This is a genomic window from Terrabacter aeriphilus (assembly GCF_039542985.1).
Classification (GTDB): domain Bacteria; phylum Actinomycetota; class Actinomycetes; order Actinomycetales; family Dermatophilaceae; genus Terrabacter; species Terrabacter aeriphilus.
In genome coordinates, this window is record NZ_BAABIW010000017.1 from 1 (window position 1) to 26,139 (window position 26,139).

The window sequence follows — 26,139 nt, forward strand, 5'->3', positions numbered from 1 at the left end:
CGACGCCACACCGCCCTGAAGGGACTCCCACCCGTCAGCCGTCTGTCACCAACGTCATGACCGAGTACAGCTAGCGCGTGGGGGTGGGGGTGGTCAAGAGCACCCCCGCGCGTGTGTCACGATGTTCTGTATGCGAGTTGACCACGTCTCCTATGCAGCAGAGGCCGGTGGCCTCAAGGCCACGGCCGCCCGGCTGTCCGAGCTCATCGGCGTCGCGCCGGTCGACGGCGGGGTGCACCCCCGCTTCGGCACGCGCAACGTGATCTTCCCCCTGGCGAAGGATCACTACCTCGAGGTCGTCGAGGTGCTCGACCACCCGGCCTCCGACAAGGCCCCCTTCGGCCAGGCCGTCCGCGCGGCGTCCGAGGCCGGCGGCGGCTGGCTCGGCTGGGTCGTCGCCGTCGACGACATCCACAGCGTCGAGGAGCGCCTCGGCCGCGAGTCGGTCCCGGGCAACCGGCACCGCCCCGACGGCACCGAGCTCAAGTGGCGCCAGCTGGGGATCAAGGGCCTGATGGCCGACCCCCAGGTGCCCTACTTCATCGCGTGGGACGACATGACGGTCCACCCCTCCGCGGGCGCCGACACGGCCGTCTCCATCGACAACCTCCAGATCGCCGGTGACCCCAAGCGCGTGCGCGAGTGGCTCGGCCCGGAGGACACCTTCGACAAGGGCGGCATCGACTTCACCTTCGTCGCGCCCCACGGCACGCCCGGCCTGCTGTCGGTCACCTTCGACACCCCGGCCGGAAAGGTCACCATCTGACCGACCCCTCGACTCGCACCGCGACGGCGGTCACCCCTCCCCGGGGTGGCCGCCGTCGCGTCGTCCGGGGCCGTATGCCGGGTCGTCCGGTCCGTCGCCAGGTGCACGTCCGGTGGAGCGTCCGGTTGCGCGCCGGACGGTGGCGACGACGATCGCAATCACGATCGCGACGACCACGGCGAGCAGGGGCGTCGCGGGCGGCGGGCCCCAGGCCGTGAGGGTGGTCCGGAACGAGCCCCCGAGCACCTGGAGGCCGTCGTGCACGAGCTCGGCGACGGCCTCCGTCCGGGTCGGGGTGCGGGGGAGCGACTCGAGCACGTAGCGCGCGGCCGTCAGGGCGGCCGGGGTGGCGACGAGCAGGGCCGGGGCCAGCGCCCACGCGACGACGCGGGCGAGCGGCGGCGCCGAGCCGGCGGCCGCCAGGGCCAGGCCGGTGCCGGCCCCCGCCAGCACGGCGAGCACCGTCGGCAGCCACGTCGGGGTGGCGACGCGTCCGGTGCCGAGCACGAGCTGGCCGAGCCAGTCGGCCGCGAGCACCGCGACGGGAGCGGCCGCGACCGCCCGCAGCGCGCTGCCGCCGAGCGAGACGAGCAGGCCCAGCGCGAGTCCGACGAGGGCGGCCACCGCGGTCAGGGCGACGAAGGCCAGGCGGACCCGGTCCACGGTGCTGCCGGAGCCGCCGAGGTCGGGGTCCGGCGCGAGCGTCTGGGCGACCGACCACCCGGCGGCGACGAGCGCCCCGAGGGTGCTGAGGGCGGCGAGCAGCAGGCGCCGGGACCGGCGGTCGGTGGTGGTCCACGGGGCCGAGCCGGCGAGCACGCCGGCCGTCGCGGCGACGAGGACGAGCAGCGGCAGCAGCTGCGGGGCGTAGGGCAGCAGGGCGTCGCGCAGGTCGTTGCGCGGGTTCCACGGCGTGCCGAAGGTGCCCTCGTTCGCCCGGCGCACGAGCCAGGGGAGCAGCCCGACGAACCAGCCGAGCGCCGCGGCGAGGGGCGCCACCCAGGGGGTGGACCAGAGTCCCGCGCCTCGCGCCGACCCCTGCCCGGTGCCGCCGGCCGTGCCGTCGTCGTGGTCCTCGCCCGCGCGCGCCGGCGGTGGGGTGCTCGTCGTCGACGTCACCGGTTGACCTCCCCTGTCGTGCCCTCCGGCCGGTCCGCCGGGGGTGCCCCACCCCACCAGAGGTGGGGGGGTGCCCCACCCCACCAGAGGTGGTGGCCGACGTCAAAGTGCGGATGCGACCCGTCGCCGGTCGCGGAGCGAATCGGGGGCGCGAATCGGCGGCGCGACCCGGCCCGCCGGTCAGGACTCGACGCAGAACTCGTTGCCCTCGGGGTCGGCCATGACGACGACGTCGCCGTCGCGGCCGATGACGCTCGCCCCGAGCGCCTCGAGCCGGGCGACCTCGTCGGCGACCGGCCCGACCGCCCGCAGGTCGAAGTGCTGCCGGTTCTTGGCCGTCTTCGGCTCGGGCACGGGCTGGAACCAGAGCGTGGGTCCGCCCCACCCGGCCGGCTCGACCCACGCGCGGCGGGGCGTGCTGTCCGCGTCGACGTCGGACCCGAGGGCCGCGGCCCAGAAGGCCGCGAGCCGCATCGGGTCCGCGCTGTCGAACGTCACCGACTTGACGAAGGCCACCATCCGTCGAATCTAGCGGGGGACGAGGACGGTCGGGGGCTCAGCGCCGGTGGGGGCTCAGCGCGGCCAGCGCTTGAGGCGCAGCGAGTTGCCGACGACGAGCACCGACGAGAGGGCCATGGTCGCGCCGGCGATCATCGGGTTGAGCAGGCCGAACGCGGCGAGCGGGATGGCGGCCGTGTTGTAGCCGAAGGCCCAGGCCAGGTTCTGCTTGATGACCCGCAGCGTCTCGCGCGAGAGGCCGATCGCGTCGCCGACGGCGTCGAGGTCGGAGCGCACGAGGACGATGTCGGCGGAATCCATGGCCACGTCGGTGCCCGAGCCCATCGCGAGGCCGAGGTCGGCCTGCGCGAGCGCCGCGGCGTCGTTGACACCGTCGCCCACCATGGCGACGACGCGGCCGGAGCGCTGCAGCTCGGTGACGACCTCGTGCTTCTGGGTCGGCAGCACGTCGGCGCGCACGTGGTCGGGCTCGATGCCGACCTGCTCGGCGACGCTGCGGGCGTTCGCCGCGTTGTCGCCGGTCACGAGGTAGGGCGTGAGGCCGAGCGCGCGCAGCCGGGCGACGGCGGCCGCGGACGTCTCGCGGACGGTGTCCTCGACGGTGAGCGCCGCCTGGGCGACGCCGTCCCAGCCGACGAAGACCGTCGTGCCGGCCTGGCGGGCCGCGTGGTCGAGCAGCTCCCGGTCGACGCTCTCGAAGAGCACGGCCTTGCCGACGGTCACCTCCGTGTCGCGGATGCGGGCGGCGGCCCCCTCGCCGGGGTTGGCCTGGAAGTCGCGGATGGCGGGCAGGTCGATGCGGGCGAGCCGTGCGCCGGCCACGACGGCCTGCGCGATCGGGTGCTCGCTGCCCTGCTCGACGGCCGCCGCCGCGGTCAGCGCGGCCTTCTTCGAGAGCTTGCCGCGCACGGCGATGCTGCGCAGCCGCAGCTCCCCGGTCGTCACGGTGCCCGTCTTGTCGAGCACGACGGTGTCGACGCGACGCGTGTCCTCCAGCACCTGCGGGCCCTTGATGAGCGTGCCGAGCTGGGCACCGCGACCGGTGCCGACGAGCAGCGCCGTCGGCGTCGCGAGACCCAGCGCGCACGGGCAGGCGATGATGAGGACGGTGACGGCGACCGAGAGCGACCGGGCCAGGTCGTGCCCGGTGGCGAGCCACGCCACGAGCGTGACGAGGGCGACGGCGAGCACGACGGGGACGAAGACCGCCGAGACGCGGTCGGCGAGGCGCTGCACGTCGGCCTTGCTGGTCTGCGCGGCCTCGACGAGCCGCTGGATGCCGGCGAGCATCGTGTCGGCGCCGACGCGGCGGGCCTCGACGACGAGGCGCCCGGTCGTGTTGATCGTGCCACCGGTGACCTCGTCGCCCGGTGCGACGTCGACGGGCGTCGACTCACCGGTGATGACGCTCGCGTCGACGGCGCTCGACCCGTCGCGCACGACGCCGTCGGTCGCGACCTTCTCACCGGGCCGCACGACGAACTGGTCGCCGGCCACGAGCTGGTCGACGGGGATGCGGGCCTCGCTCGTGACCCGCGTGCGGGGGTCGATGCGCAGCACCGAGACCTCCTTGGCGCCGAGGTCGAGCAGGCTGCGGAGCGCGTCCTTGCCCGAGTCCTTGGCGCGGGCCTCGAGGAAGCGGCCGAGCAGCAGGAAGGTCGTGACGACCGCGGCGACCTCGAAGTAGAGGTGCCGGCCGCCGGCCAGCAGCTCGACGACCGAGTAGCCCCACGCAGCGAGCACGCCGATCGAGACGAGCGTGTCCATCGTCGAGGCGAGGTGGCGCGCGTTGACGGCCGCCGCGCGGTGGAACGGCCAGGCGCACCAGACGACGACGGGGGTGGCGAGGAGCAGCTGCAGCCACGGGCTCGCGCCGAACGACGGGAGCACCATGGCGAGCAGGAAGACGGGGACGGTCAGCGCGGCCGCGACGAGCAGCCGCCCACGGATGCCGGCCGCAGCGGGGGCTGGCGCGTGGGTCTCGCTCGGGTGCGCCGCCGCAGCCGTGGTCGCACCAAGCGTCGCACCCGGCGTCGCCGCGGGGGTGGCAGTCGACGAGCCGTCGGGGGCGTCGGCCGGCTCGGGCGAGCTCGGCGCCGCCGGGCTCACCTTCTGGCGGGCGAGCTGCTGGGCACGGAGCTTGTCGAGCAGGGCGTCGGCGGCCGGGAGAGCCGGCCGGCCGGCATCCGTGCGCGTCGGGGTGCCGGTAGCCGACGTCGGGTGGGCGTCGTCGACGACGGTGGCGCCGTAGCCGGTCTTGCGCACCTCGGCGACGATGGCCTCGACGGTCACGGGAGCGGTGAAGCGCACCTGCGCCTTCTCGGTGGCGAGGTTGACGGTGGCCGACTGGACCCCGGCGACCTTGGCCAGCTTGCGCTCGATGCGCGCCGAGCACGAGGCGCACGTCATGCCGGTGATGGCGAGGCGCACCTCGTCGGGCGGACGCGTCTCGGCGGGGGTCGTGGTGGTCGTGTCGCTCATCGGAGGGTGTAGCCCGCCTCGGTGACGGCGGACTCGACGGCCGCGCGCTCGAGCGGGGCGGCGCTCGTGATGGTGACCGGCGAGTCCTCGCCGGCGTGCAGGTCGACGGCGACGTCGACGACGCCGGGCAGGGCGGTCAGCTCCTCGGTGACCGCGGCGACGCAGTGGCCGCACGTCATGCCGGCGACGGTGACCTCGGTCTGGACGGTCTGGCTCATCGGTGCCTCCTCGGGCGTCGGTGGGTGGGTGGGGCGGAGTGGTCGAGCAGGTCGGGCAGGTCGGGCAGGTCGGGCAGGTCGAGTGGGGTGGTCACGGGTCAGCTCCGCACGAGCCGGGCGATGGCCTCGCTCGCCTCGCGCACCTTCTCGGCGGCGGCCTCGTCGGACTCGCGGGCCGCGTCGACCACGCAGTGCGACACGTGGTCCTCGAGCAGCCCGAGGCTCACGGCCTGGAGCGCCTTGGTGATGGCACTGACCTGGGTGAGGATGTCGATGCAGTATGTGTCGTTGTCGACCATCTTCTGCACGCCCCTGACCTGGCCCTCGATGCGGCGCAGGCGCTTCAGGTAGTCGTCCTTGCTCCCGGTGTATCCGGCCACGGCACCTCCTCGCTGTCGTAGACAGCATACCCCTGCGGGGTATTTTCGCCCGCGGCGGGGCACGGGTGGTCCCCCGTGAGGGTGAGGCCCGGCGGGAGAGACTGGGTGCGCGTTGGGGATCAGGCCCCGTCAGCCGTTCGTGGCACCCGGGGTGGCGGTCACCGAGGAGGACCCCGAGGTCGTCGCGCCACTGGTTTCGCCGACCGGGACGTCGCTGGACGTCGTGACCGACGGGGTGGCCCCGGAGGTCAGTGATGCGTCCACGGCCCGGCAGGCATCGGCGTGCGTGCGCAGCGTCGTCTGCGCCGTGTCGATCTGGCGCACCACCTCACTGAGCTTCCCGGCATCGAGGTCGCGGGCGGCCCCGGCGGCCTCCTTCGTCAGCTCCACGAGGGACTGCGAGTCCTGGGCCACCTCGAGGCACTCGGCGGGCACGACGACGGTCGCGGTCGAGGCGGCCCTCGTTCCGGTCGGCCCTGCGTCGCTGGTCGGTGCCGACGACGACGGGCTGACCCCTGCGGTCGCGTCCGGGGTGCCGGGGCGCAGCACGCCGATGACGACGCCCCCGAGGAGCAGTCCGACGAGGAAGGTGATCGCGGGGATGAACCACCAACGTGCCCCGACCGTCTGCGTGGGGATGCCCGAGGTCGTCCCGGTCTCGCCCTCCTGACCGGCGTTCGGGTCGGGCTTCGTCGGCTCGCTCACGGTCTGCTCCCTCTCTGATGGGGGTGGGGTCGCCCTCCACCCTGTCCGGCTGTCCCAGCGCGTTCCTACCCCCGCCCGCACAACGTTGCAGGATCGAGAGGTGTGCAGGGTGGGTGGTCCGGCCCCGACACGGGTAGACCATGAGCATGGCCCGCACCCCGTCGTCGACGTCAGCCCGGCCCGCTCGCTCAGCCGCGGCGGTCACGACGTGGGACGGTGTCGTCTCCTTCTGGGTCGTCTTCTGGCTCGTGGTGGGCGTCACGACCGGTTACCTCATCTGGCAGCTCACCGGCCTGAGCGCCGGCGTCGTCGACGCGGGCCAGGCCCTCAACACGGCGGGCCGGGCGCTGCAGGACCTCTCCGGCACGCCCGTCATTGGCGAGCGCACCGGTGAGCTCGGCAACCGCATCATGGAGACGGCCACGAGCGTGCGGGCGGGCGGCGCGAGCGCGACCACCAGCCTGCGCGGTCTGGCCGTGGTCATCGGCATCGCCGTCGGCCTCGGCCCGTTGAGCCCGGTGCTCGTCATCTACCTGCCCCGCCGCCTCGCCTGGCGGCGGGAGGTGCGAGAGGTCTCGGCCGTCCTGGCCGGCCCGGCGACCTCGGCCACCCAGGACGCCGCCGTCGAGATCCTCGCGCGGCGGGCGGTGCACAACCTCGGCCTGCGCGACCTGCTCGCCGTCACTCCCGACCCCGAGGGCGACCTCGCCGCCGGCCGTTGCCGGTCCCTCGCCCGCGCCGAGCTGGGCCGCCTCGGCCTGGCGACCCCCGCCTCGTGGCTCTGAGAGTGGACTCCTGATGCCACGGCCCAGGCGCTTGGCCGGCCCGCCCACGAGCGACGGTCGACTGCCCGTCGACGTGACGCCGGAGCAGCCTGCGGAGACCGGCCTGTTCGGGCGGTACGCCGCCTGGACCGTCCGCCGTCGGTGGTACATCGTCGTCGGTTGGCTGATCGCCCTCGGGGGGCTCGTCGCGCTGCCACCCGTCGGTTCCGGGGGCAACGAGCTCGCGAGCATCATCCCGCTCGACAGCCCGGCCATCAGCTCGGAGCTGCGGGCACTCGACGAGTTCGGCTTCCCGCTCAGCAGCCGGGTCGCCGTCGTGCAGCGCGCGCCGGAGGGGCTGTCCCTCTTCGTGCAGGCGGAGTCGGCCCTCGACGCGCTGGCCGTCAACCAGGGACCCAAACCCGAGTGGCCGCTACTCGGGGCGCTGCCGATCACCAACAGCCTCAAGCTCTTCGGGCCGGGAGGTGAGACCAACACCTCGGTGCTGACCTACCTGTTCATGGATCCCATCAGCAGCTTCCAGAGCCAGCAGGATGCCGCGCAACGCTACATCGACCAGCACCTCGAGAGGCGGGAGGACCATGTCGTCGGCGTCGCAGGCTCGGTGCCTGCTCGGGCCCAGCAGGCGGGCCTCGTCGGAGACAACATCTCCCGGCTCGAGCTGCTGACCGTCCTCGCCATCATCGCGTTGGTCGGTTTCACCTTCCGGTCCGTCCTCGCGCCGGCCATCGCCCTCGTCGCGTCGGGCATCGCCTTCGTCGCGACCATCAGCCTCTCCGAGGTGCTGAGCGGTCTGGCGGGCATCTCGACCCCGGCCGAGCTCGAGCCACTCCTCGTCGCCCTGCTTCTCGGGGTCGTCACCGACTACACGATCTTCTATGTCACGGCGTTGCAGGCACGCATCGCCGCGACCGCCCGCTGGCGCGACGCCGTGCGGGCCGCGGTGTCCACCGACACCCCGATCGTGCTGGCCGCCGGGATCACCGTCGCCGCCGGCACCGCGGCCCTGCTCGCGGCCAAATCGGAGTTCTTCCGCGCCTTCGGGCCCGCGATGGCGCTAGCCGTCCTCGTCGGCCTCATCGTCTCGGTGACCTTCGTTCCGGCGTCGATCGCGGTCCTCGGACCGGCCGTCTTCTGGCCCCGCGACCCCCGACGGGCCCGCCTCGCGCGACGGACCCGTCCGGTCCCCGGCATCGCGGCCCTCCGCCGGCTGCGGCCGGCCCCCGGGCCAGATACTCCCGGCCGTCGCAGGATCCGTCTCGTGCACCTGCTCGCCAACCGGCCCACCGCCGCGGCCGTCGTCGTCGGCTGCGTCGCCCTCCTGCTCGCGGCCAGCGCCTCCGTGCGCGACCTCGACCTCGGCGTCGGCTTCACGAGCTCCCTACCGCCCGACAACCCCGTGGCGGTCGCGTCGACGAGCGCATCCGACGCCTTCGCGCCGGGCATCACCTCACCCACGACCATCCTCATCGAGCGACCGGACGTCGTCGACGACGTCGACCTGCTCGTCGGCCTCCAGCACCTCATCGAGGGCGAGTCCGGCGTCGCGGGCGTCGTCGGCCCGGCGCAGAACATCACCCAGCGCGCCTACAACGTCGTGCTCTCCGAGAGTGGCAACGCCGCCCGGATGCTCATCGTGTTCGATCACGACCCGCTCGACGCGACGGCCATCACCGACCTGCGCTCGCTGCGCGACCGGTTGCCCGCTCTCGTGCAGGAGGCCGGACTGACCGGCGCGCGCACGAGCCTCGGCGGCGACACGGCACTGGCGGAGGGGCTCGTCGGGTCGACCGAGGCCGACCTCTACCGCATCGCCGTCGCCGGCATCGTCGTCAACCTGCTGCTGCTCGTGCTCTTCCTCCGCGCCCTCGTCGCGCCGCTCTTCCTCCTCGCCTCGAGCGTCCTCGCCCTGACGGCCTCGCTCGGCCTGACCGTCTTCCTCTTCGGCGGCCTCGGCGGCGTCGACGGGCTGACGTTCTACGTGCCGTTCGCCGCGGCGGTGCTGCTCGTGAGCCTGGGCTCGGACTACAACATCTTCGGCGTGGGACGGGTGTGGGAAGAGGCTCGACACCTTCCGCTGCGCGAGGCGGTGCTCAAGGCCGTGCCCGAGTCGTCGAGGGCCATCACCTCGGCCGGAGTGACCCTCGCGGTCAGCTTCGGCATGCTCGCCCTCATCCCGCTGACACCGTTCCGCGAGCTCGCGTTCGCCATGGCCGTGGGCATTCTCATCGATGCCTTCGTCGTGCGCTCGCTCCTCGTGCCGGCGATGCTCGTCCTCGTCGGCCCCTTCAGCGGCTGGCCGGGGCCGCACCTGCGCGGCGACCGGCGGAGCAGGCGCTAGGCGCGCCGGGCCGAAGCCGCCCGACGCCGAGCACGCCGGCTGTCAGACGAGGTAGTCGTCGACGAGCCGGCTCGCGAGCGCGGTGTAGGTCTGCGGCGTCAGGGCGACGAAGCGGGCCTCGACGTCGGCGGGCAGGCCGAGGCCGCGGACGAACTCGCGCAGGTCGTCACCGTCGATGCGACGCCCGCGGGTCAGCTCCTTGAGCCGCTCGTAGGGCTCCTCCATGCCCGGCACGCCCTGGGCGCCGAGGGCCCGCATCGCCGACTGGATCGGCTCGCCGAGCACCTCCCAGTTGGCCTCGAGGTCGGCGGCCATGCGCTCGGGCACGGCGTCGAGCCCGGCGAGGCCGCGCGAGACGTTGTCGAGCGCGAGCAGGCTGTGGCCGAAGGCCGTGCCGATGTTGCGCTGCATGCTCGAGTCGGTTAGGTCGCGCTGGAGCCGGCTCTGGACGAGGGTGCCGCCGAGGACGTCGAGCAGGGCGTTGCTCACCTCGAGGTTGGCCTCGGCGTTCTCGAAGCGGATCGGGTTGACCTTGTGCGGCATCGTCGAGCTGCCGACGGTGCCCTGGCCGCGCACCTGCGCGAAGTAGCCCATCGAGATGTAGGTCCACACGTCGGTGCAGAGGTTATGGAGGATGCGGTTGAAGCGCGCGACGTCGGCGTAGAGCTCGGCCTGCCAGTCGTGGCTCTCGATCTGCGTCGTCAGCGGGTTCCACGTGAGGCCGAGGCCCTCGACGAAGGCGCGCGACACGGCGGGCCAGTCGACGTCGGGCAGGGCCAGCGCGTGGGCGCCGAAGGTGCCGGTCGCGCCGTTGAACTTGCCGAGGTACTCCTGCCCCTCGATGCGGCGCAGCTGGCGGCCGAGGCGGTGCGCGAGCACCGCGAGCTCCTTGCCCATCGTCGTCGGCGTCGCGGGCTGCCCGTGCGTGTGGGCGAGCAGCGGCACGTCCTTGAGGGCGCGCGCCAGCTCGCTCACCTGCGCCACGAGCGCCTGCGCCCTGGGCAGCCACACCTGCTCGACGGCGCCCTGGACCATGAGGGCGTAGGAGAGGTTGTTGACGTCCTCGCTCGTGCAGCCGAAGTGGATGAGCTCGGCCAGCCCCTTGTCCTCGTCCGCCGGGGTGATGGCGCTGAGGCGCTTCTTGAGGAAGTACTCGACGGCCTTGACGTCGTGCACCGTGACGCGCTCGATCTCGCCGAGCTCGGCCACCTCGGCGGTGCCGAAGTCGGCGACGACCGTGCGCAGCGCCGCGGTCTCGTCGTCGGTGAGCGAGCGCACGCCGGGCACGACGCCGTGGCTCGTCTGGTGGATCAGCCACTCGATCTCGACGTGCACGCGCTGCCGGTTGAGCGCCGCCTCCGACAGGTGGTCGACGAGAGGCGCGACGGCGCCGCGGTAGCGGCCGTCGAGCGCCCCGAGCGCGATGGGCGGGGTTGCGTCAGCAAGCGAAGCCATGCGCCCATCCTCCCAGAGCCGCGTCCCGCCCCCGTATGCCGTCCGGCCCCGTGGTGACGCCGTGCTGACCCACCCCCGTCACGGTGCCCGGGAGGCTGCCGGCGACGAGCGGGTGGCGGCGCGCTACGCGTGCTGGGCGGGGGCGCGCTCCCCGGCCTGCAGCACGCTGAAGGTCTCGCCCTGCGGGCCGGCCACGAGCGCGATGCGCCCGTAGGGCGAGTCGAACGGCTCGCGCACGGCGGCCCCGCCGAGCGCCACCACCCGGGCGACCGCCGCGTCGCAGTCCGCCACCGCGAAGTAGGCCATCCAGTGCGACGGCACGTCGGCCGGCGCCTCCGTGGGGATCGCCCCCACGCCGGCGACGGCAGGTCCGTCGCCCGCGCTGTCGGTGCCGTCCTCGGAGGCGTCGCGGGTGGTGGACGCCGCGGAGTAGCGGAAGCCGTCCGCCCCGATCTCGCGCCAGCGGTAGCCGAGCACGGCGGCGTAGAAGTCGAGGCTCGCGGCGTAGTCGCGGCTCATCGACTCGGCCCAGCAGAGCATGCCTGGCTCCGCGGGACGGGTGGATTCGGCGTGGTCGGGGTCGGCGTTGTCGGCGACGGCGGTGGTCTCGGCCCCGCCTCCCGGCACCGGCACCTGCAGCAGCCCGTATGCCGCCCCGGCCGGGTCCGCGCCGACGGCGAGGCGGCCGATGCCGGGCACGTCGGTCGGGCCGAGGAAGAGCACGCCCCCGGCGGCTGTCGCGCGGGCGGCCGCGGCGTCGACGTCGTCGGTCGCGAGATGGACGGTCCACGCCGTCCGCTGCCCCGGGTCGCCGGGGTCCTTGCCGAGGAGCGCTGCCACCGGGCGTCCACCGAGGCGGGCCACGACCGGCGCCCCCTCCGTGCGGGCGTCGTCGAAGCTCCAGCCGAGCAGCGACCCGTAGAAGTCGCGGGCGCGCGGCAGGTCGTCGGCGAGCAGGTCGGCCCAGCAGGGGGTTCCGGGCTCGAGCGGGCCGTCGACGACGGGCATGGTGGCCTCCGGTGGTGAGGTGGTGGGGGTGAGGTGGTGGGGGTGAGGTGGTGGGGGTGAGGTGGTGGGCGGCCGGATCGTCGGCCGCGGCGTCAGTCCAGGTCGGGCACGAGCACCGAGAAGACCTCGCCCTCGGGGCCGCTCAGCACGGCGCCGAGGCCGTAGGGGCCGTCGAAGGGTGGCTGGAGCACGCCGGCGCCGAGGTCGACGGCCCGGGCCACGGTGCCCTCGAGGTCGTGGGTCGCGAACGAGGCGACCCAGTGCGCGGGGATGTCACGGGGCCAGTCGTCCTCGATCTCGGCCACGCCGAAGGCGGGGTTGCCGTCGCCGGTGTGCGCGGTCGCCCAGCGGGGGCCGTCGGGCTCGGTCTCGTCGGTGAACACGTGGCCGAAGACGCCGACGGCGAAGCTCTGCACGCCGGCGTAGTCGCGGGTCAGCAGCTCGTTCCAGGTGAGCGACCCGGGGGCGTCGAGCACGCCGCTGCCGGCGAGGTCGCCCGGCTCCCACACCCCGAAGTAGGCACCGCCGGGGTCGACGGCGATGCTCGTCGTGGCGAGCGCGCCGAGGCGCACCGGCTGCCCGAGGGGCCGGCCGCCGTGGCTGGCGATGGCCGAGCGGGCGATCTCGATGTCGCCGACCCGGAGGTAGGTCGTCCACTGGCTCCGCACGGCGGCTGCGGCCGGGCGGTGGCTGAGGCCCGCGACGGGACGGCCGCCGAGCAGGGCCATGGTGTAGCCGCCGGTGGCCGGGTCGCCGGCCACCCACCGCCAGTCGAAGAGGGAGCCGTAGAAGGCCTTGGCGCGCACGTGGTCGTGCGCGAGCAGGTCGACCCAGCAGGGGGCGCCGTAGGGGTAGTCGGGCACGGTGAGGACCAGGTCTCGCATCGGGTCAGGGCCGCTCCGAGTCGAGCTGACCGGCCAGCCTTCCGTCCAGCTGGTCCCTGACGTGATGCAGGATGCCATGGCAGGCCGCCTCGACCTCCGCGAAACACCGCGTGAAGTGCTCCTCGCCGCCGTACCAGGGGTCGCCGGTCTCGAGCGTGCCCGCCGCGACGGCCTCGGGGTCGAACTCGCGCACGAGACGGATCTTGCTGCGGTCGTGCGCCGAGGGGGCGAGCCGGTACAGGGTGCGCACGTGGCCCTCGTCGGAGGCGAGCACGAGGTCGATGTCGTCGAACTCCGCCGGGTCGAACTCGCGCGCACGGTGCCGGGAACCGTCGTAGCCGTGCTGCGCGAGCACCGCGACCGTGCGCGGGTCGGCGTGCTCGCCCACGTGCCAGTCGCCCGTGCCGCTCGAGCTCACCCGGACGCGGTCGCCCAGCCCGGCGTCGTCGACCATCCGCTCGAGGATGACGTGCCCCATGGGGGACCGGCAGATGTTGCCGCTGCACACGAAGGAGACGTGGAGGGGGCGCGACGACATGATCCCCATTCAACACCCCGCATCGCACCGGGATCGGTCGAAGACGGCAGCGGATCGGACGTTGTCGGTGGTCGGTGTCACGGTGGGCGCATGACGACGACCGAGACGCCGACCGGAGCGGCGACGGGCAGCCCCGAGGCCCTCGACGGGCCCGAGGCCCTCGACGGGCCCGAGGCCCTCGAGGCGCGCTTCGCCGAGCTCGTCGCCGCCGGTGACCTCGACGGGCTCGTGGGGCTGTATGCCGTCGACGCGGTCGTCAGCCTGCCGCACGGCCGTGAGGCAGCCGGGCACGCGGCGATCCGCTCGGCGCTCGCCGCGGCGCTCGCCGCCGGGGCGCTGGGTCCGGCGGGCCGTGCGGTGACCACCCGGGCCATCGTCACGGGCGACCTCGCGCTGACGACGTCGACGACCGCCGAGGGCGAGGTGCGCACGCAGGTCGCGCGACGCTCGGCCGAGGGGCGGTGGGCTTGGGTGTGCGACGGCTGGCGGCTGCGCGGGGTGCAGGCCTGCCTGCCCGCGAGCACCGGCTCGCGTGCCGTGGCGTAGTTTCGCTCCGTGACAGAGCCACCCCCGGGTCACGGCGCGCCGGCCCTCGCGGCGTCGACACGACGCTCGCACCTCGTCGACCTCACCCCGCTCCGGGTCAGCCCGGCCTTCGCGCGCCTCTGGTTCGGCAACACCCTCGCGGGCGTCGGCACCTTCGTCACGAACACGGCCGTCGGCCTGCACATCTTCGACCTCACCCGCTCGACCTTCATGGTCTCGCTCGTCGCGTGGTTCTCGCTCGCGCCGATGGTCGTGGCCGGGCTCTACGGCGGGGCGATCGCCGACCGCTTCGACCGCCGGTCGGTGGCGCTCGTGGCCGGCACCGTGGCCTGGGGCTCGACGGTGGCGCTCGCGTCGATCGCGTGGGCCGACGTGCGGGCGGTCTGGGCCTTCTACGTCATCACGACCGTCAACGCGGTGGCCGCGACGATCGCGTCGGCCACGCGGCAGGCCATCACCCCGCGTCTGCTGCCGGCCGCGATGCTGCCCAAGGCCGCGGCCCTGATGGGCATCTCGGGCGGGATCATGGTCACGGTGGGGCCCGGCGTCGCCGGGGTGCTCGTGGCGCAGGTCGGCTACGCGTGGACCTACACGGTCGACGTCGTCCTCTTCTTCGCCGGCTTCTTCGGCCTCTGGACCCTCCCGCGCATCCGGCCGGAGGGCGGCGCGCTGACGACCGGTGGCTTCCGGTCGGTGGTCGACGGCCTCGCGCACCTGCGGCGGGCGCCGAACGTCCGGATGAGCTTCGTCGTCGACATCATCGCCATGACCTTCGGGCAGCCCATGGTGCTCTTCCCGGCCGTCGGGGCGCTCGTCATCGGCGGCGGCTCCGTGACCGCCGGCGCCCTGCTCGCCGCGTACGCCGTCGGCGGCATCGTCTCGAGCCTCGGCTCGGGCCGCGTGACCGGGCTGCGCTGGCAGGGGATCGCCATCCGCAATGCCATCGTCGTCTACGGGCTGGCCGTCCTCGGCTTCGGCGCGGTGCTCGCCGCCGTCCAGCTGACGGACAGTGCGGTCCGGTCCATGGACATCGCCGACGTCGACCGCTGGGCCCTCGCCGCCGGTCTCCTCTGCCTCGCCGTGGCGGGCGGCGCCGACAACATCAGCGCGATCTTCCGCCAGTCGATCCTGCAGTCGGCCGTGCCCGACCACCTGCGCGGGCGCACCCAGGGCGTCTTCACGGTCGTCGTTACGGGCGGCCCGCGGCTCGGGCAGATGTTCGCCGGCACGCTCGCGACGGTCACGGCCACGTGGGTGCCGCCGGTCGTCGGTGGCGTGCTCGTCGTCGTGCTCGTCGTCGTCGCGGTGGCGCGGGTGTCCTCGTTCCGGGCCTACGACGCGCTCCACCCCCAGCCCTGACCGGGGGGCCTTGAGGAGGCCTTGAGCAGGCCCTGAGCGGTCAGGCGTCGGGGTAGCCGGTGGGGTTGGCCTGCTGCCAGCGCCACGTGTCGACACACATGTCGTCGATCGTCCGCGTCGCGCGCCAGCCGAGCTCCTCGTGCGCCTTCGTCGGGTCGGCGAACGAGGTCGCGACGTCGCCGGCGCGGCGGGCGACGACGCGGTAGGGCAGCTCGCGCCCGACGGCCCGCTCGAAGGCGTGCAGCATCTCGAGCACCGTCGTGCCCTGGCCGGTGCCGAGGTTCCAGATGCCGACCGGCTCGTCGGTCGAGGCGAGCTTCGTCAGGGCCGCGAGGTGCCCGGCCGCGAGGTCCTCGACGTGGATGTAGTCGCGGGCGCCCGTGCCGTCCTTCGTCGGGTAGTCGTCGCCGTAGACCTGGAGGTACTCGCGCCGGCCGACCGCGACCTGCGAGATGTAGGGCACGAGGTTGTTCGGGATGCCCTGCGGGTCCTCGCCCATCGTGCCGCTGACGTGCGCGCCGACCGGGTTGAAGTAGCGCAAAAGGGCGAAGCGCATGCTCGGGTGGGCGACGGCGACGTCGCGCAGGATCTGCTCCTGCATGACCTTGGTCCAGCCGTACGGGTTGGTCGCCGACGTGGCGCGGTCCTCGGTCGCGGCCTCCTGGTCGGTGCCGTAGACCGTGGCGGACGAGCTGAAGACGAGCTTGTCGACGCCGTGCCGGCGCATCGCGCGCACGAGCGAGAAGGTGGAGCCGAGGTTGTTCTCGTAGTACTCGAGCGGCAGCTCGACGCTCTCGCCGACGGCCTTGAGCCCGGCGAAGTGGATGACCGCGTCGATCTTCTCGTTGGCGAAGAGGTGCTCGGTCTTGTCGTGGTCGGTGAGGTCGAACGCGTGCACCGGCAGGTGGGTGCCGGTCAGCGCCTCGAGGCGGTTGACGACCGCCGGCTTGCTGTTGGCGAAGTTGTCGACGATGAGCACGTCGTGCCCTGCCGCGACGAGCTGGACCACGGTGTGGGAGCCGATGTAGCCGGCGCCGCCGCTCACGAGTACGCGCATGTCGCCACCCTACCGAGCACCCCGCCGGCGGCGGGGCGCCGCTCAGAAGAGGGTCAGTCCGGCCACGGCGAGGGCGAAGAGCGTGAGCGGCGCGACCACGAGCAGGGCCGACACGGCATACATCCCCGCGGCCGCCACCGCGACCGGTAGACCGGCCACGGTGCGCGCGTCGAGCAGGTCGATGCGCGCCCGCGCGGCCGACGTGCTCTCGCGCATCGCCATCGTGCCGGCCGGCTTGGGGCCGCCGGCCATGGCGACGATGGCCCGGCCGGTGCTGACCGCGCCCGCGTCGCGCACCGCGGCCCGGTCGGCGAGCACCTCGATGAGCAGGTTGACCTCGCGCAGCGCCGCGTCGCAGCGCAGCACGGGCGGCACGGCCTCGTGGACCACCGTGAAGAACTCGAGCACGAGGTCGTGGCGCGCGGCGAGGTGGGCCCGCTCGTGCGCGAGCACGGCGCCGAGCTCGCCGGGGGCGAGTCGGGCGAGCGTCCCCTGGGTGACGACGACCCGGCGGTGCACGCCGGGCACGCAGTACGCCGTGGGGGTCGTGTGCTCGAGCACGCGCGTGTCGCGGCCCTGCCCGGCGGCGGGCTCACCGAGCAGGTCGACGAGGTCGCGGTGCCGGCGCCGCACGAGCCGCAGGTTGCGCCCGACCCGATCGCCCGCGACGAGGAGTCGCACCGCGACGACGAGGCTGAGCGCCGCCGCGACCACCAGGGTCGGCACGTGCTCCGAGACGCGCACCTCGCGGCCCGCGATGGCCGGCACCGCCGCCGGGGCGGCGAGGAGGGCGGCGAGCACGGAGGCGACCGCCGTCGACTGCCACAGCACGAGGGCGGCCCGCGGCGCCCGCCGCAGGCTCGTGGCGCGGGCCAGCAGGCGCGGCACCGGCCAGGCGAGCAGCACCGCGAGGACGACGAGCGCGAGGACGGGCAGCATGGCGCAGTCGGCGGTCGGCTCAGGTGGTGCCGGCGGCGTCGGGCTGGCGGGCCTCGAGCTCGGCGAGGGCGGCCTTGAGCTCGTCGAGCTCCTCCGGGGTGGACTCGCCGAGGAAGTGCAGGAGCGCGCTGCGGCGGGTGTCGCCGGCCAGCTCGCCGAGGGTGTGGTGCAGCGTCTCGGACGTCAGCTCGGCCCGGGTCGAGCTGGGCGTGTAGCGCCAGGCGCGCCCGTCGCGCTCGCGGTCGACGAGCCCCTTCTTCGCCATCCGGTCGAGCACCGTCATGAGGGTCGTGTAGGCGAGCCCGCGCTCGACGCCGATGACGTCGTGCACCTCCCGGACCGTGCGCCCACCGGGGTGCGTGTCGGAGGTGGCCCAGAGGACGTCCATGACGGCGCGTTCGAGGTCACCGAGGCGGTTGCGGGGTGTGCTGGGCATGAGGCGTCCAATCTACCGGCCTGGCTGGTCGGCTCCGTGCGGGTGTCCGGGGAGTCCGGGGTGCGCAGGGTGGTCGTTCTCCGGACGGCGCAGCTCGACCACCCGGTCGAAGAGGTCGGCCCCGTCGTCGCGGTGCGTCACGAGGACGATCGTCGGCGTGGCCTGCCCCCTGCCGTCGACCGGGTCCGTACCCATCCGGGTGAGGTCCTCGACGACGGCACGGGCCGTGGGCGGGTCGAGGTGCGCGACCGGCTCGTCGAGCAGCACGACGGGTCGTCGGCTGAGGTGGGCGCGGGCGATGCCGAGACGGGCGCGCTCGCCTCCCGAGAGGCCCCGGCCACCCGCCCCGAGCACCGTGTCGAGGCCGTCGGGGAGGGCATCCACGAGCGCCGCGAGCCCCGCGGCGGTGAGCGCGCGACCCACCTCGTCGTCGTCCGCGTCGGGCCGCGCGAGGGCCAGGTTGGCCCGCAGGCTCGTGCCGAAGACGTGCGTCTCGTCGTCGACGACCGCGACGCGGCACCGCGTCTGCTCGACCGGCCGCTCGAGCACGTCCGCCCCGCAGAGGCGGTAGGTCCCGCCCGAGGGGTCGAGGTGGCGGGCCAGCACGGCGAGCAGGGTGGACTTGCCGCACCCGTTCGGCCCGGTCACGACCACGCGGCTGCCGGCCGGCACCACGAGGTCGAGCGGTCCGAGGTCGGTGCGGCCGCCCGTCCACGAGGCCGTGAGCGCCCGGGTCGCCACCTCCCCGCCGGATGCCGGGTGGCCGTCGTGCGTGCCGGCGGCGCCGTCGGTCGCGCTGTCGGTCGTGGGGCGGTCGGTGGTGTGGTCGGTGACGGCCGGGGTCAGGTCGAGGAGGTCGTCGATGCGCTGCTCGCTGCCGCGGGCCCGGGCGAGCGCGCGCATCGCGTCGACGAGGGGCGTGATGGCGTCGGTCACCGCGACGGGGGTCAGCACGAGCAGCGCCTTGACCGGTGTCGCGACGTCGAGGCCGCTGACGATCGAGGCCGTCACCGCGACGGCCGCGCCGACCACGACGAGGAACAGGGCGGCGGCGCTCGCGCGGCCGGCGCTGATCCTCCGGGTCGCGCGCTCGAGGGCGACGTGCGCCTCGTCGAGCCAGCCGAGGGCGGTCGCCCAGCCGCCGACGGCCCGCAGCTCACCGGCCTGGCTCGCCATGAGCTCGCTGACGCGGTTCACCTCGGCCCGGGCCGCGAGCACCTCGGGCAGGGCGCGCGCCTCGAGCCGGACGGCGAGCGCGCTGACGAGGGCGACGACGACCGCGAGCGCGAGCATCACGAGGCCGACGGGCGGCGCGATCGTCGCCGTCAGCGCCACCGCGAGCCCACCGGCGACCACGGTGGAGATGACCGGCACGCTGACGCGCACCTGCGCGTCGACGGCGTCGGTGAGGTCGTCGACGACGCCGGTCAGCACGTCGGAGCGCCGGCGCCGGCCCAGTCGGGCGGGTGTCAGCGGGACGAGCGCCTCGTACGTCGCGGTGCGCCGCGCCGCCAGGAGGCCGAGCGCCGCGTCGTGGCTCGTCAGCCGCTCCCAGTAGCGGAAGACGGGGCGGGCGATGCCGAAGGTGCGCACCGCGACGATGGCCGTCAGGAGGGTGAGGATGACGGGTCGCTCCGCCGCGCGGACGATGAGCCAGCCCGACGTCGCCGTCAGGGCCATGCCCGAGGCGGTGGCCAGGCCGCCGAGCAGGCCGCCGCGAACGGTGCCGGCCGACGGCCACCACACCCGTCGTCCGGGCCGGGCGCCGACCGGGCGGGCGTGGACGTGAGGGGCGCGGGCGGCGGCGGAGGTCACGGGCTCGTCTCCTCGGTGGTGGGGTGGTGGGCAGCGGCGGTGACCGTGCCGGCGGTGACGACGACGTGCCGGTCCGCGTGCTCGAGCAGCTCGTCGCGATGGGTGACGGCGACGACGACGCGGCGCTCGGCCAGCTCGGCCACGACGGCGGCGAGGTGGGCGGCGCCCTCGGGGTCGAGGTGTGCGGTGGGCTCGTCGAGCAGCAGCAGCGTCTCGGGCGAGAGCCAGGCCCGGGCGAGGGCCAGTCGCTGGCGTTGGCCGGCGGACAGCCCGAAGCCGTCGTCGCCGAGGTCGGCGGAGAGGCCGCCCGGCAGGCTCGCGACGACGCCGTCGACGCCGACCGCGCGCAGGGCCTCCCACAGCTGGTCGTCGGTGGCCGGGTGGCCGATGGTCAGGGCGGCGCGCACCGAGCCGGCCGCGAGGAAGGGACGCTGCGTCACGTAGTGGCTGGGCGGCGCCTCGACGACCCCCGCGGTCGGGGTGCGCTGGCCCGCGAGCAGGTCGAGCACCGTCGACTTGCCGGCGCCCGAGGGCCCGGTCACGACGGTGAGGCCCGGGCCCGCCTCGAGGTCGAGGGCACGGAGCACGGGACGGGGTGACCCGGCATACGCGTAGTCGACGCCGCGCAGGCGCACCCGCCCGGCGCGGCCGCCCTCGCCACCGGGCGCCGACCCAGAGCCCGAAGGGGTGAGGTGGGCGAGCAGCTCGTCCAGCGCGACGGCTCCGTCGGCGGCCGCGTGGTACTCCGCGCCGACGCGCCGCACCGGCCAGTAGGCCTCGGGGGCGAGCAGGATCGCGACGAGGCCGGCCCCGAGCGCCATCGAGCCGTGCGAGAGGCGCAGCCCGACGGTGACCGCGACGATGGCGACCGAGATCGTCGCGAGCAGCTCGAGCGCGGCCGAGGAGAGGAACGCGATGCGGAGGGTCTCCATCGTGGCGCGACGGTGTCGCTCGCTCACCTCGCGCACGGTCTGCGCCTGGCGCCGCGCCCGGCCGTAGGTGACGAGGGTCGGCAGTCCGCGCACGACGTCGAGGAAGTGGCCCGAGAGCGAGGCCAGCGCCGCCCACCGGCGCTGCGTCGACTCGGCGGTCGCCTGGCCGATGAGGGCGGCGAAGACGGGCAGGAGGGGGAGGGTGAGCGCGACGACGAGCGCGCTCGGCCAGTCGACGACGACGAGCGTGCCGATGGCGAGGGCGGGGACGACGGCGGCCGTCACGAGCGTCGGGAGGAAGCGGGCGGCATACGGCTCCACGGCTGCGGCACCCGAGGTGGCGAGCGACACGGCGGCGCCCGGCTCGAGGCGGGCGTCCTCGGGCAGCGTGCCCCACCGGCGGAGCAGGGCCGCGCGCAGGGCCGACGACACGCGCACCCCGGCCCAGGCGGCGACGCGTTCCGTCACGGCGGCGAGCCCCGCACGCACGGCGAAGAGGGCGAGCAGCCAACCGAGCGGGCCCGTGAGGTCGGTGCCGTCGACGACGGCGACCACGACGGCCGAGAGGGCGAAGGCCGAGGCGATCGTCGCGACCCCGCCCGCGATGCCGGTGGCGGCGAGGACCGCGACCGGCCTCCGGGCGGCAGGCGCCGCCCGGAGGAGTCGCGGGTCGAAGGGCTTCACGACGAGACGGTCTCGCGGGGGGCGTCCTCGGGGATGTGGTGCACGGTGAGGCGCTTGCGGAAGACCCAGTAGGTCCAGCCCTGGTAGAGCAGGACGATCGGGGTGAAGACGAGCGCGACGATCGTCATGACCTCGAGCGTGTAGTCGGTGCTCGACGCGTTGTCGACCGTGAGGCTCCACGCCGGGTCGGTCGTGCTCGGCATGACGTTCGGGAAGAGCACGAGGAAGTACGTCGCGACCGCCATGGCGATCGTGACGGCGGTGCCGAGGAAGGCCCAGCCCTCGCGTCCGGCCCGGTTGGCGGCGAGCCCGCCGAGGAGCGCCGCGGCGGCGACCACGGTCGTCACCCACGAGGCGAGCTTGCCGTCGGTGAGGCCGATCCAGACGAGGAGCACGACGGCGAGCACCGCCGCGACGACCCCGACGCGCTCGGCGATGCGGCGCGCCTCGTGCCGGATCGTCCCGTCCGTCTTGAGCGCGATGAAGATCGCGCCGTGGGTGAGGAAGAGGGCGACGAAGACGAGCCCGCCGAGCAGACCGGCCGGGCTGAGCAGGGTGAGGACGTTGCCCGTGAACTCCTTGTTGGCGTCGATCGGCACACCGCGCACGATGTTCGTCAGGGCGACGCCCCAGAGCAGGGCCGGCACGAGGGAGCCCCAGAAGATGGCCTGGTCCCAGCGGGCCTTCCACTGCGCCTCCGGCCGCTTGTGGCGGTACTCGAAGCCGAGGTTGCGCACGATGAGCGCGACGAGGATGAGCAGCAGCGGCAGGTAGAAACCGCTGAACAGCGTTGCGTACCAGTGCGGGAAGGCCGCGAAGGTGGCGCCCCCGGCGGTGAGCACCCACACCTCGTTGCCGTCCCAGACCGGGCCGATCGTGTTGAGCAGCACGCGGCGTCGCTTCTCGGCGTCGGCCGCGTCGGCGGCGTAGCGCCGGCCACCGAGGACCGGCAGCAGCATGCCGACCCCGAAGTCGAAGCCCTCGAGCACGAGGTAGCCGGTCCACAGCACGCCGAGGAGGATGAACCAGACGGTTGCGAGATCCATTGCAGCTCAGTCCTTCTCAGTAGGCGAAGACGAGGGGTGCGTCCTCGTCCCGGTCGGCGGGGTCCTGCGGCTGCTCGAAGGGCTCGGCGCCCTTGCGCACGTAGTGCAGGAAGAGCTTGATCTCGACGACGGCGAGCGCGCCGTAGAGGAGCGTGAAGACGACCATCGAGGTGATCACCTCGCCCATGGAGACGCTCGGCGAGACGCCGTTGGCCGTGGTCATGAGCCCGAAGACGAGCCAGGGCTGGCGGCCCACCTCGGTGAAGATCCACCCGAAGCTGTTGGCGAAGACGGGCAGCAGCGGGGCCGCGATCGCCGCCCAGGCGAGCCACCTCGCCGTGGGCGTCCGGCCCTTCCGCGTCATCCACAGCACCGCGAGCGCGATGGCGACCATCGCCATGCCGAGGCCGATCATGAGGCGGAACGACCAGTACGTGGTCGGGATGTTCGGCACGTAGCTCGTGGCGAGGTCGGCGACGCGGGGGTTGCCGCTCGCGCCGAACGTCGCGGCGTACTCGGCCTTGAGGTCGTTGATGCCGCGCACGGCGCCCTTGGCGTCGCCCGTCGCGAGGAAGCTGAGCAGGCCGGGGATCTCGATGAGCGCGTTGGCGTGCGAGCCGTCTAGCGAGCCGATCGTCAGCACCGAGAAGGGCGCCCCCACCCCGGCGGGCACCGACTCGTAGAGCGCCTCGGCGGCGGCCATCTTCATCGGCTGCACCTCGGTCATGATCTTGCCCTGCACGTCGCCGGTGGCGATGACGCCGACGGCGGCGACGAGGCTGAGCACGGCGCCGATGCGGGTCGCCCGGCGGTACATCGGGGCGTCGGTGCCGGCGACGTCCTGCGCGTCGTCCGCGGCGCGGCGGGCCTCGCGGCGCATGAGCCACAGCGAGACGCCCATGATGACGGCCGCGCCGGTCATGTAGGCGGCGAAGATGACGTGCGGGAAGGTGATCAGCTGCACCTTGTTCGTCAGCACCGCGACGAAGTCGGTGAGCTCGGCCCGCTGCGTCGTCGGGTTGTACGTGTAGCCCACCGGGTGCTGCATGAAGGAGTTCGCGGCGAGGATGAAGTACGCCGACAGCACCGTGCCGATGTGAACGAGCCACATCGTCGTCGCGTGCAGCTTCTCCGGGATGCGTCCCCATCCGAAGATCCACAGGCCGAGGAAGGTCGACTCGAGGAAGAAGGCGAGCAGGGCCTCGACCGCGAGCGGGGCCCCGAAGATGTCACCGACGAAGCGGGAGTAGTCGCTCCAGTTCATCCCGAACTGGAACTCCTGCACGATGCCCGTGACGAGGCCGAGCGCGAAGTTGATGAGGAAGAGCTTGCCGAAGAACTTGGCCAGCCTCATCCACTGCGGGTTGTGCGTGCGCACCCAGGCGGTGTGGAACACGGCGACGACGAGGGACATGCCGATCGTGATCGGCACGAAGAGGAAGTGGTAGACGGTGGTGATGGCGAACTGCCACCGTGCCAGGTCCGTTGCATCCATGAGGGCTCCACGAGGGGTCAGCGCCAGAACTACATGACGTAGTAGATCCTAGGTCGACGATCGTGATGGCTGCCACGCGAACGTCCGACTTCGCGGGTGATGCCGGTCACGGGCCGGGGTGACTTGACGCACTTTGTAGCAATGGCTTAAATGATTGCGACAAAGCAGGTCGGCGACGGAGGGTGACATGGACGCTCGGGTGATCACGTGGTTCCTCGGCCCGGTGGTGCTGCTCGCGCTCGTGGTGAATCTCGCGCGCTGGTTCGGCGCCCGTCGTCTCGACCCGTTCGCCGGCAGGGCCCGTCGACGGGCCGCGCTCGGTTCGCTGCTCGGTGCCGTGCTCGTGTATGCCGTCGCGTTGGGTGGCATCGACCGCACCGGTGCGACGGCATCGGGGGACGGCGCCACGGCGCACCCGGGTCTGCCGGCGCTCGCCGCGGTCGCCGGCATCGTCGTCGCGGCGCTCTTCGAGCGCTGGGTGCCTCGCGTCGTCCCCACGGGCGCGCGCCGCGAGGCCGCCCTCGGCATCCGGCGTGGCACCGAGTCGGTGCGCCTCACCCGCTACTACGTCGGTGGGCTCGTGCTCTGCGTCGTCGGCCTCGTCGTCGGGTGGGTGACGTCGGGTCCCGACGGACGGACGGGAGCTCGCACGTGGGTGGGTGTCGTCGTCACGACGACGCAGGCCTACCCCGGCCGGGCGTTCACCCTCGTCACCGTTCTCGCCCTGGTCCTGCTCGTCGCCGTCACGGCTTGGGCCCTGCGCGACGTCGACGCCCGGCCGGCGCTCGTCGACGACCCCGAGCTCGACCGCGCCCTGCGTCTCGGCGCGCGCATCCGGGTGCTGCGCTGGTCGGCCTCCGGGGCGCTCGTCACCGCGGCCGGCCTCTGCCTGACGATCGGGCCCTCCCTCAACGACGTGACCCAGCGACTGCGCGGGGCCGTCGCCGTCGCCGGGAAGCCCGCCGCCCCCGTCGCGCCGGGTGACTGGACGCAGAACGTCGCCTTCGCCCTGACGGCGCTCGGCTTCGTGGCCCTCGCCGTGGCGCTCGCCGCGCTCCTCTGGGACGCGCCGGTCGTGCCGCGCTCGCGACGAGGCGGTGCCGCGGGGACGGTGCCGGATGCCGGTGCGTCGCCCGCGTCGCCCGCGTCGCCGGCGGCGCCCGCGTCGTCGGCGTCGCCCGCGTCGTCGGCGTCGTCGGCGTCGTCCGTCTCGCCCGTCGCGCGGAAGGGCGGTGGTGCACGGTGAGCGACGACCTGCGCATCGTCGTCGACCTCGACGCCGCCGAGCCGCCGTTCGAGCAGGTGCGCGCCCAGCTCGCCGGTCTCATCGCCACGGGGCGCCTGCTTCCCGGCGACCGCCTGCCCACGGTGCGGGCCCTGGCCGCCGACCTCGGCCTCGCCGCGAACACGGTGGCCCGCGCGTTCAAGGAGCTCGAGGGGGCGGGGCTCGTCGAGACGCGTCGCCGGGCCGGCACCGTGGTCGCGTCCGGTGAGCACACGGCCGACGTGGCCGTGGCCGCCCTGGCCGCCAAGTTCGCGGCCGCCGCCCGCGACGCCGGCCTCGACGCCGCGGCCGCCATCGACCTCGTGCGGGCGGCCCTGCGCGCGGGATGACGACGGCCGCCGGATCGGCCTCAGTCGTGCCGGCGCGACCGGACGGCCGCTGTCACCGGCGGTGCCGGGCGTGCCTCGGTGGCCGCGTCGGCCGAGCGCCACGGGTGCACGAGGCGCGCGACCGTGAGGCGGCTCGAGCGGTCGTGCCGCTCGCCGCGGGGCAGGCGCGGGCGGCGCGGCCGAGCCGGCTGTCCGTGAAGCGGCTGCTGGTTCCAGGCGCCGGCGATCCGGGCGGCCTGCGGAGGAAGGCCCATGGTGTGCTCCTGACGGCATACGGGTGGGTGGGGACCGGGTGCGAGGGCGCCCACTTCGTCAGTGGGCGCCGGCGTGGCGGTGATACGCGCAGCCCCGCCACCGCGAGCCGTGACGGTACGGTGCACCCGCCGGCCGCAGGGGCCGGGACGACCCGAGGAGATGCATGACGGCTGCACGTCCGGCCCGCCGGATCGCCACGACGGTCTGCGGCGTGGCGCCGGTGACGCTGGTGATGGTCCTCGGGGCGTGCACGGCCGGCGGTGCTGTGTCGCCGGGCCCGGCGCTCGACGCCCCGTCGTTCACGACGATCCCCGAGCGGGTCACGGTGACCGTCGACCGGCTCGAGCCGCCGGCCCCCACCGACGACGAGGTCGCGCGCCTGGAGGTCAACGACGCAGACGGCGACCGATACAGCGGCAGCAGCTCGACGACGGGCGCGACGTCGGCTCGGGCCGACGCGCGCTACCGCCTCCTCGGGCGGTGCCTGCGCGATCAGGTCGGCGGCCGCCTCGTCGTGTCGGTCCTCGGGCCGCCCCGGCCGGGCTCCACCGCCGGTGCGCCGTCGAACCCGTTGTCGGGCAAGCGGGTTGCGACGTTCACGGTGCCGTGCGACGGGGACGAGGCCCGACTCGACCTGCCCCGGCTGCCAGCGCGCTCGGGCGAGCTGACGGTGTCGCCGGCCACGCGCTCGGTGTCGGTGGGGTGGGTCGTGCTCACCCGCGCCCGTTAGGCCTGGCGCGGAGACGGCATACGGCCGCGAGA

The 26,139-nt window shown here is 74.1% G+C and carries 26 protein-coding genes; 8 read left to right on the top strand and 18 right to left on the bottom strand.

Annotation, left to right across the window (positions count from 1 at the left end):
- Positions 1 to 130 precede the first annotated feature (130 nt).
- Entirely contained in the window at positions 131 to 766 is a 636-nt protein-coding gene (locus ABD979_RS13030) for a VOC family protein (RefSeq protein ID WP_345507916.1), read from the top strand.
- Between the two features lie 30 nt (positions 767 to 796).
- On the opposite strand, the gene ABD979_RS13035 is transcribed toward ABD979_RS13030, so the two are convergent.
- The 6 genes from ABD979_RS13035 to ABD979_RS13060 all read right to left on the bottom strand — a co-directional run bounded on the left by ABD979_RS13035 (position 797) and on the right by ABD979_RS13060 (position 6,188).
- The gene (locus tag ABD979_RS13035; protein WP_345507917.1) at positions 797 to 1,885 is read right to left on the bottom strand and encodes a hypothetical protein; all 1,089 of its coding nucleotides are present in this window, start codon (positions 1,883 to 1,885) and stop codon (positions 797 to 799) included.
- Positions 1,886 to 2,065: 180 nt separating this feature from the next.
- Entirely contained in the window at positions 2,066 to 2,404 is a 339-nt protein-coding gene (locus tag ABD979_RS13040) for a VOC family protein (protein ID WP_345507918.1), read from the bottom strand.
- Between the two features lie 54 nt (positions 2,405 to 2,458).
- Positions 2,459 to 4,885 carry a heavy metal translocating P-type ATPase gene (locus ABD979_RS13045; RefSeq protein ID WP_345507919.1) on the bottom strand — a complete coding sequence of 809 codons (2,427 nt, stop codon included), beginning with the start codon at positions 4,883 to 4,885 and terminating at the stop codon, positions 2,459 to 2,461.
- Positions 4,882 to 5,103, bottom strand: a complete 222-nt coding sequence (locus tag ABD979_RS13050) for a heavy-metal-associated domain-containing protein (protein WP_345507920.1) — start codon at positions 5,101 to 5,103, stop codon at positions 4,882 to 4,884. The genes ABD979_RS13045 and ABD979_RS13050 overlap by 4 nt, the downstream gene beginning before the upstream one ends.
- Before the next feature lie 98 nt (positions 5,104 to 5,201).
- On the bottom strand, positions 5,202 to 5,483 hold the full coding sequence (locus ABD979_RS13055) for a metal-sensitive transcriptional regulator (protein WP_345507921.1): 282 nt from the start codon (positions 5,481 to 5,483) through the stop codon (positions 5,202 to 5,204).
- A 129-nt stretch (positions 5,484 to 5,612) separates the two neighbouring features.
- Complete coding sequence (locus tag ABD979_RS13060; RefSeq protein ID WP_345507922.1) at positions 5,613 to 6,188, bottom strand: hypothetical protein; 576 nt, start codon at positions 6,186 to 6,188, stop codon at positions 5,613 to 5,615.
- 146 nt (positions 6,189 to 6,334) lie between these two features.
- Between ABD979_RS13060 and ABD979_RS13065 the strand changes: the two genes are divergently transcribed.
- Complete coding sequence (locus ABD979_RS13065) at positions 6,335 to 6,973, top strand: hypothetical protein (RefSeq protein ID WP_345507923.1); 639 nt, start codon at positions 6,335 to 6,337, stop codon at positions 6,971 to 6,973.
- A gap of 13 nt (positions 6,974 to 6,986) precedes the next feature.
- A complete protein-coding gene (locus ABD979_RS13070; RefSeq protein WP_345507924.1) occupies positions 6,987 to 9,314 on the top strand; it encodes an MMPL family transporter in 2,328 nt (775 codons plus the stop codon).
- Positions 9,315 to 9,356: 42 nt separating this feature from the next.
- Here ABD979_RS13070 and purB read toward each other — a convergent pair whose 3' ends face one another.
- From purB to ABD979_RS13090, 4 genes are all read right to left on the bottom strand, one after another.
- Positions 9,357 to 10,769 (bottom strand): adenylosuccinate lyase, encoded by a 1,413-nt coding sequence (gene purB / locus ABD979_RS13075; protein ID WP_345507925.1) that lies wholly within the window; start codon positions 10,767 to 10,769, stop codon positions 9,357 to 9,359.
- 123 nt (positions 10,770 to 10,892) lie between these two features.
- Positions 10,893 to 11,777 (bottom strand): VOC family protein, encoded by an 885-nt coding sequence (locus ABD979_RS13080; RefSeq protein WP_345507926.1) that lies wholly within the window; start codon positions 11,775 to 11,777, stop codon positions 10,893 to 10,895.
- A gap of 92 nt (positions 11,778 to 11,869) precedes the next feature.
- Entirely contained in the window at positions 11,870 to 12,661 is a 792-nt protein-coding gene (locus ABD979_RS13085) for a VOC family protein (RefSeq protein ID WP_345507927.1), read from the bottom strand.
- Between the two features lie 4 nt (positions 12,662 to 12,665).
- Positions 12,666 to 13,199 (bottom strand): low molecular weight protein-tyrosine-phosphatase, encoded by a 534-nt coding sequence (locus ABD979_RS13090; RefSeq protein ID WP_345507928.1) that lies wholly within the window; start codon positions 13,197 to 13,199, stop codon positions 12,666 to 12,668.
- A 90-nt stretch (positions 13,200 to 13,289) separates the two neighbouring features.
- On the opposite strand from ABD979_RS13090, the gene ABD979_RS13095 reads away from it, so the two are divergent.
- Together ABD979_RS13095 and ABD979_RS13100 are read left to right on the top strand one after the other, a co-directional pair.
- Positions 13,290 to 13,745 carry a nuclear transport factor 2 family protein gene (locus tag ABD979_RS13095; protein WP_345507929.1) on the top strand — a complete coding sequence of 152 codons (456 nt, stop codon included), beginning with the start codon at positions 13,290 to 13,292 and terminating at the stop codon, positions 13,743 to 13,745.
- A gap of 9 nt (positions 13,746 to 13,754) precedes the next feature.
- Positions 13,755 to 15,104, top strand: coding sequence for an MFS transporter (locus ABD979_RS13100; RefSeq protein WP_345507930.1), 1,350 nt, complete (start codon positions 13,755 to 13,757; stop codon positions 15,102 to 15,104).
- Positions 15,105 to 15,144: 40 nt separating this feature from the next.
- Here the strand turns inward: ABD979_RS13100 and galE are convergent, their stop codons facing one another.
- The 7 genes from galE to ABD979_RS13135 are packed head-to-tail and all read right to left on the bottom strand — an operon-like array spanning position 15,145 to position 23,508.
- Positions 15,145 to 16,161: a UDP-glucose 4-epimerase GalE gene (gene galE / locus ABD979_RS13105; protein ID WP_345507931.1), complete on the bottom strand. Its 1,017-nt coding sequence runs from the start codon at positions 16,159 to 16,161 to the stop codon at positions 15,145 to 15,147.
- A gap of 42 nt (positions 16,162 to 16,203) precedes the next feature.
- Complete coding sequence (locus ABD979_RS13110; protein ID WP_345507932.1) at positions 16,204 to 17,100, bottom strand: M56 family metallopeptidase; 897 nt, start codon at positions 17,098 to 17,100, stop codon at positions 16,204 to 16,206.
- Positions 17,101 to 17,119: 19 nt separating this feature from the next.
- On the bottom strand, positions 17,120 to 17,536 hold the full coding sequence (locus ABD979_RS13115) for a BlaI/MecI/CopY family transcriptional regulator (RefSeq protein ID WP_345507933.1): 417 nt from the start codon (positions 17,534 to 17,536) through the stop codon (positions 17,120 to 17,122).
- A gap of 12 nt (positions 17,537 to 17,548) precedes the next feature.
- Positions 17,549 to 19,351, bottom strand: a complete 1,803-nt coding sequence (cydC, locus tag ABD979_RS13120) for a thiol reductant ABC exporter subunit CydC (RefSeq protein WP_345507934.1) — start codon at positions 19,349 to 19,351, stop codon at positions 17,549 to 17,551.
- A complete protein-coding gene (gene cydD, locus ABD979_RS13125; protein WP_345507935.1) occupies positions 19,348 to 20,967 on the bottom strand; it encodes a thiol reductant ABC exporter subunit CydD in 1,620 nt (539 codons plus the stop codon). The genes cydC and cydD overlap by 4 nt, the downstream gene beginning before the upstream one ends.
- Positions 20,964 to 22,013, bottom strand: coding sequence for a cytochrome d ubiquinol oxidase subunit II (cydB, locus tag ABD979_RS13130; protein ID WP_345507936.1), 1,050 nt, complete (start codon positions 22,011 to 22,013; stop codon positions 20,964 to 20,966). Before cydB ends, cydD begins: the two co-directional genes overlap by 4 nt.
- A gap of 16 nt (positions 22,014 to 22,029) precedes the next feature.
- The gene (locus ABD979_RS13135) at positions 22,030 to 23,508 is read right to left on the bottom strand and encodes a cytochrome ubiquinol oxidase subunit I (RefSeq protein WP_345507937.1); all 1,479 of its coding nucleotides are present in this window, start codon (positions 23,506 to 23,508) and stop codon (positions 22,030 to 22,032) included.
- A 187-nt stretch (positions 23,509 to 23,695) separates the two neighbouring features.
- Between ABD979_RS13135 and ABD979_RS13140 the strand changes: the two genes are divergently transcribed.
- The gene (locus ABD979_RS13140) at positions 23,696 to 24,754 is read left to right on the top strand and encodes a hypothetical protein (RefSeq protein ID WP_345507938.1); all 1,059 of its coding nucleotides are present in this window, start codon (positions 23,696 to 23,698) and stop codon (positions 24,752 to 24,754) included.
- Positions 24,751 to 25,122, top strand: a complete 372-nt coding sequence (locus tag ABD979_RS13145; protein WP_345507939.1) for a GntR family transcriptional regulator — start codon at positions 24,751 to 24,753, stop codon at positions 25,120 to 25,122. The genes ABD979_RS13140 and ABD979_RS13145 overlap by 4 nt, the downstream gene beginning before the upstream one ends.
- 20 nt (positions 25,123 to 25,142) lie before the next feature.
- Here the strand turns inward: ABD979_RS13145 and ABD979_RS13150 are convergent, their stop codons facing one another.
- Positions 25,143 to 25,376 carry a hypothetical protein gene (locus tag ABD979_RS13150; protein ID WP_345507941.1) on the bottom strand — a complete coding sequence of 78 codons (234 nt, stop codon included), beginning with the start codon at positions 25,374 to 25,376 and terminating at the stop codon, positions 25,143 to 25,145.
- 164 nt (positions 25,377 to 25,540) lie between these two features.
- Between ABD979_RS13150 and ABD979_RS13155 the strand changes: the two genes are divergently transcribed.
- Positions 25,541 to 26,107, top strand: coding sequence for a hypothetical protein (locus tag ABD979_RS13155; RefSeq protein WP_345507942.1), 567 nt, complete (start codon positions 25,541 to 25,543; stop codon positions 26,105 to 26,107).
- Positions 26,108 to 26,139: the final 32 nt, after the last annotated feature.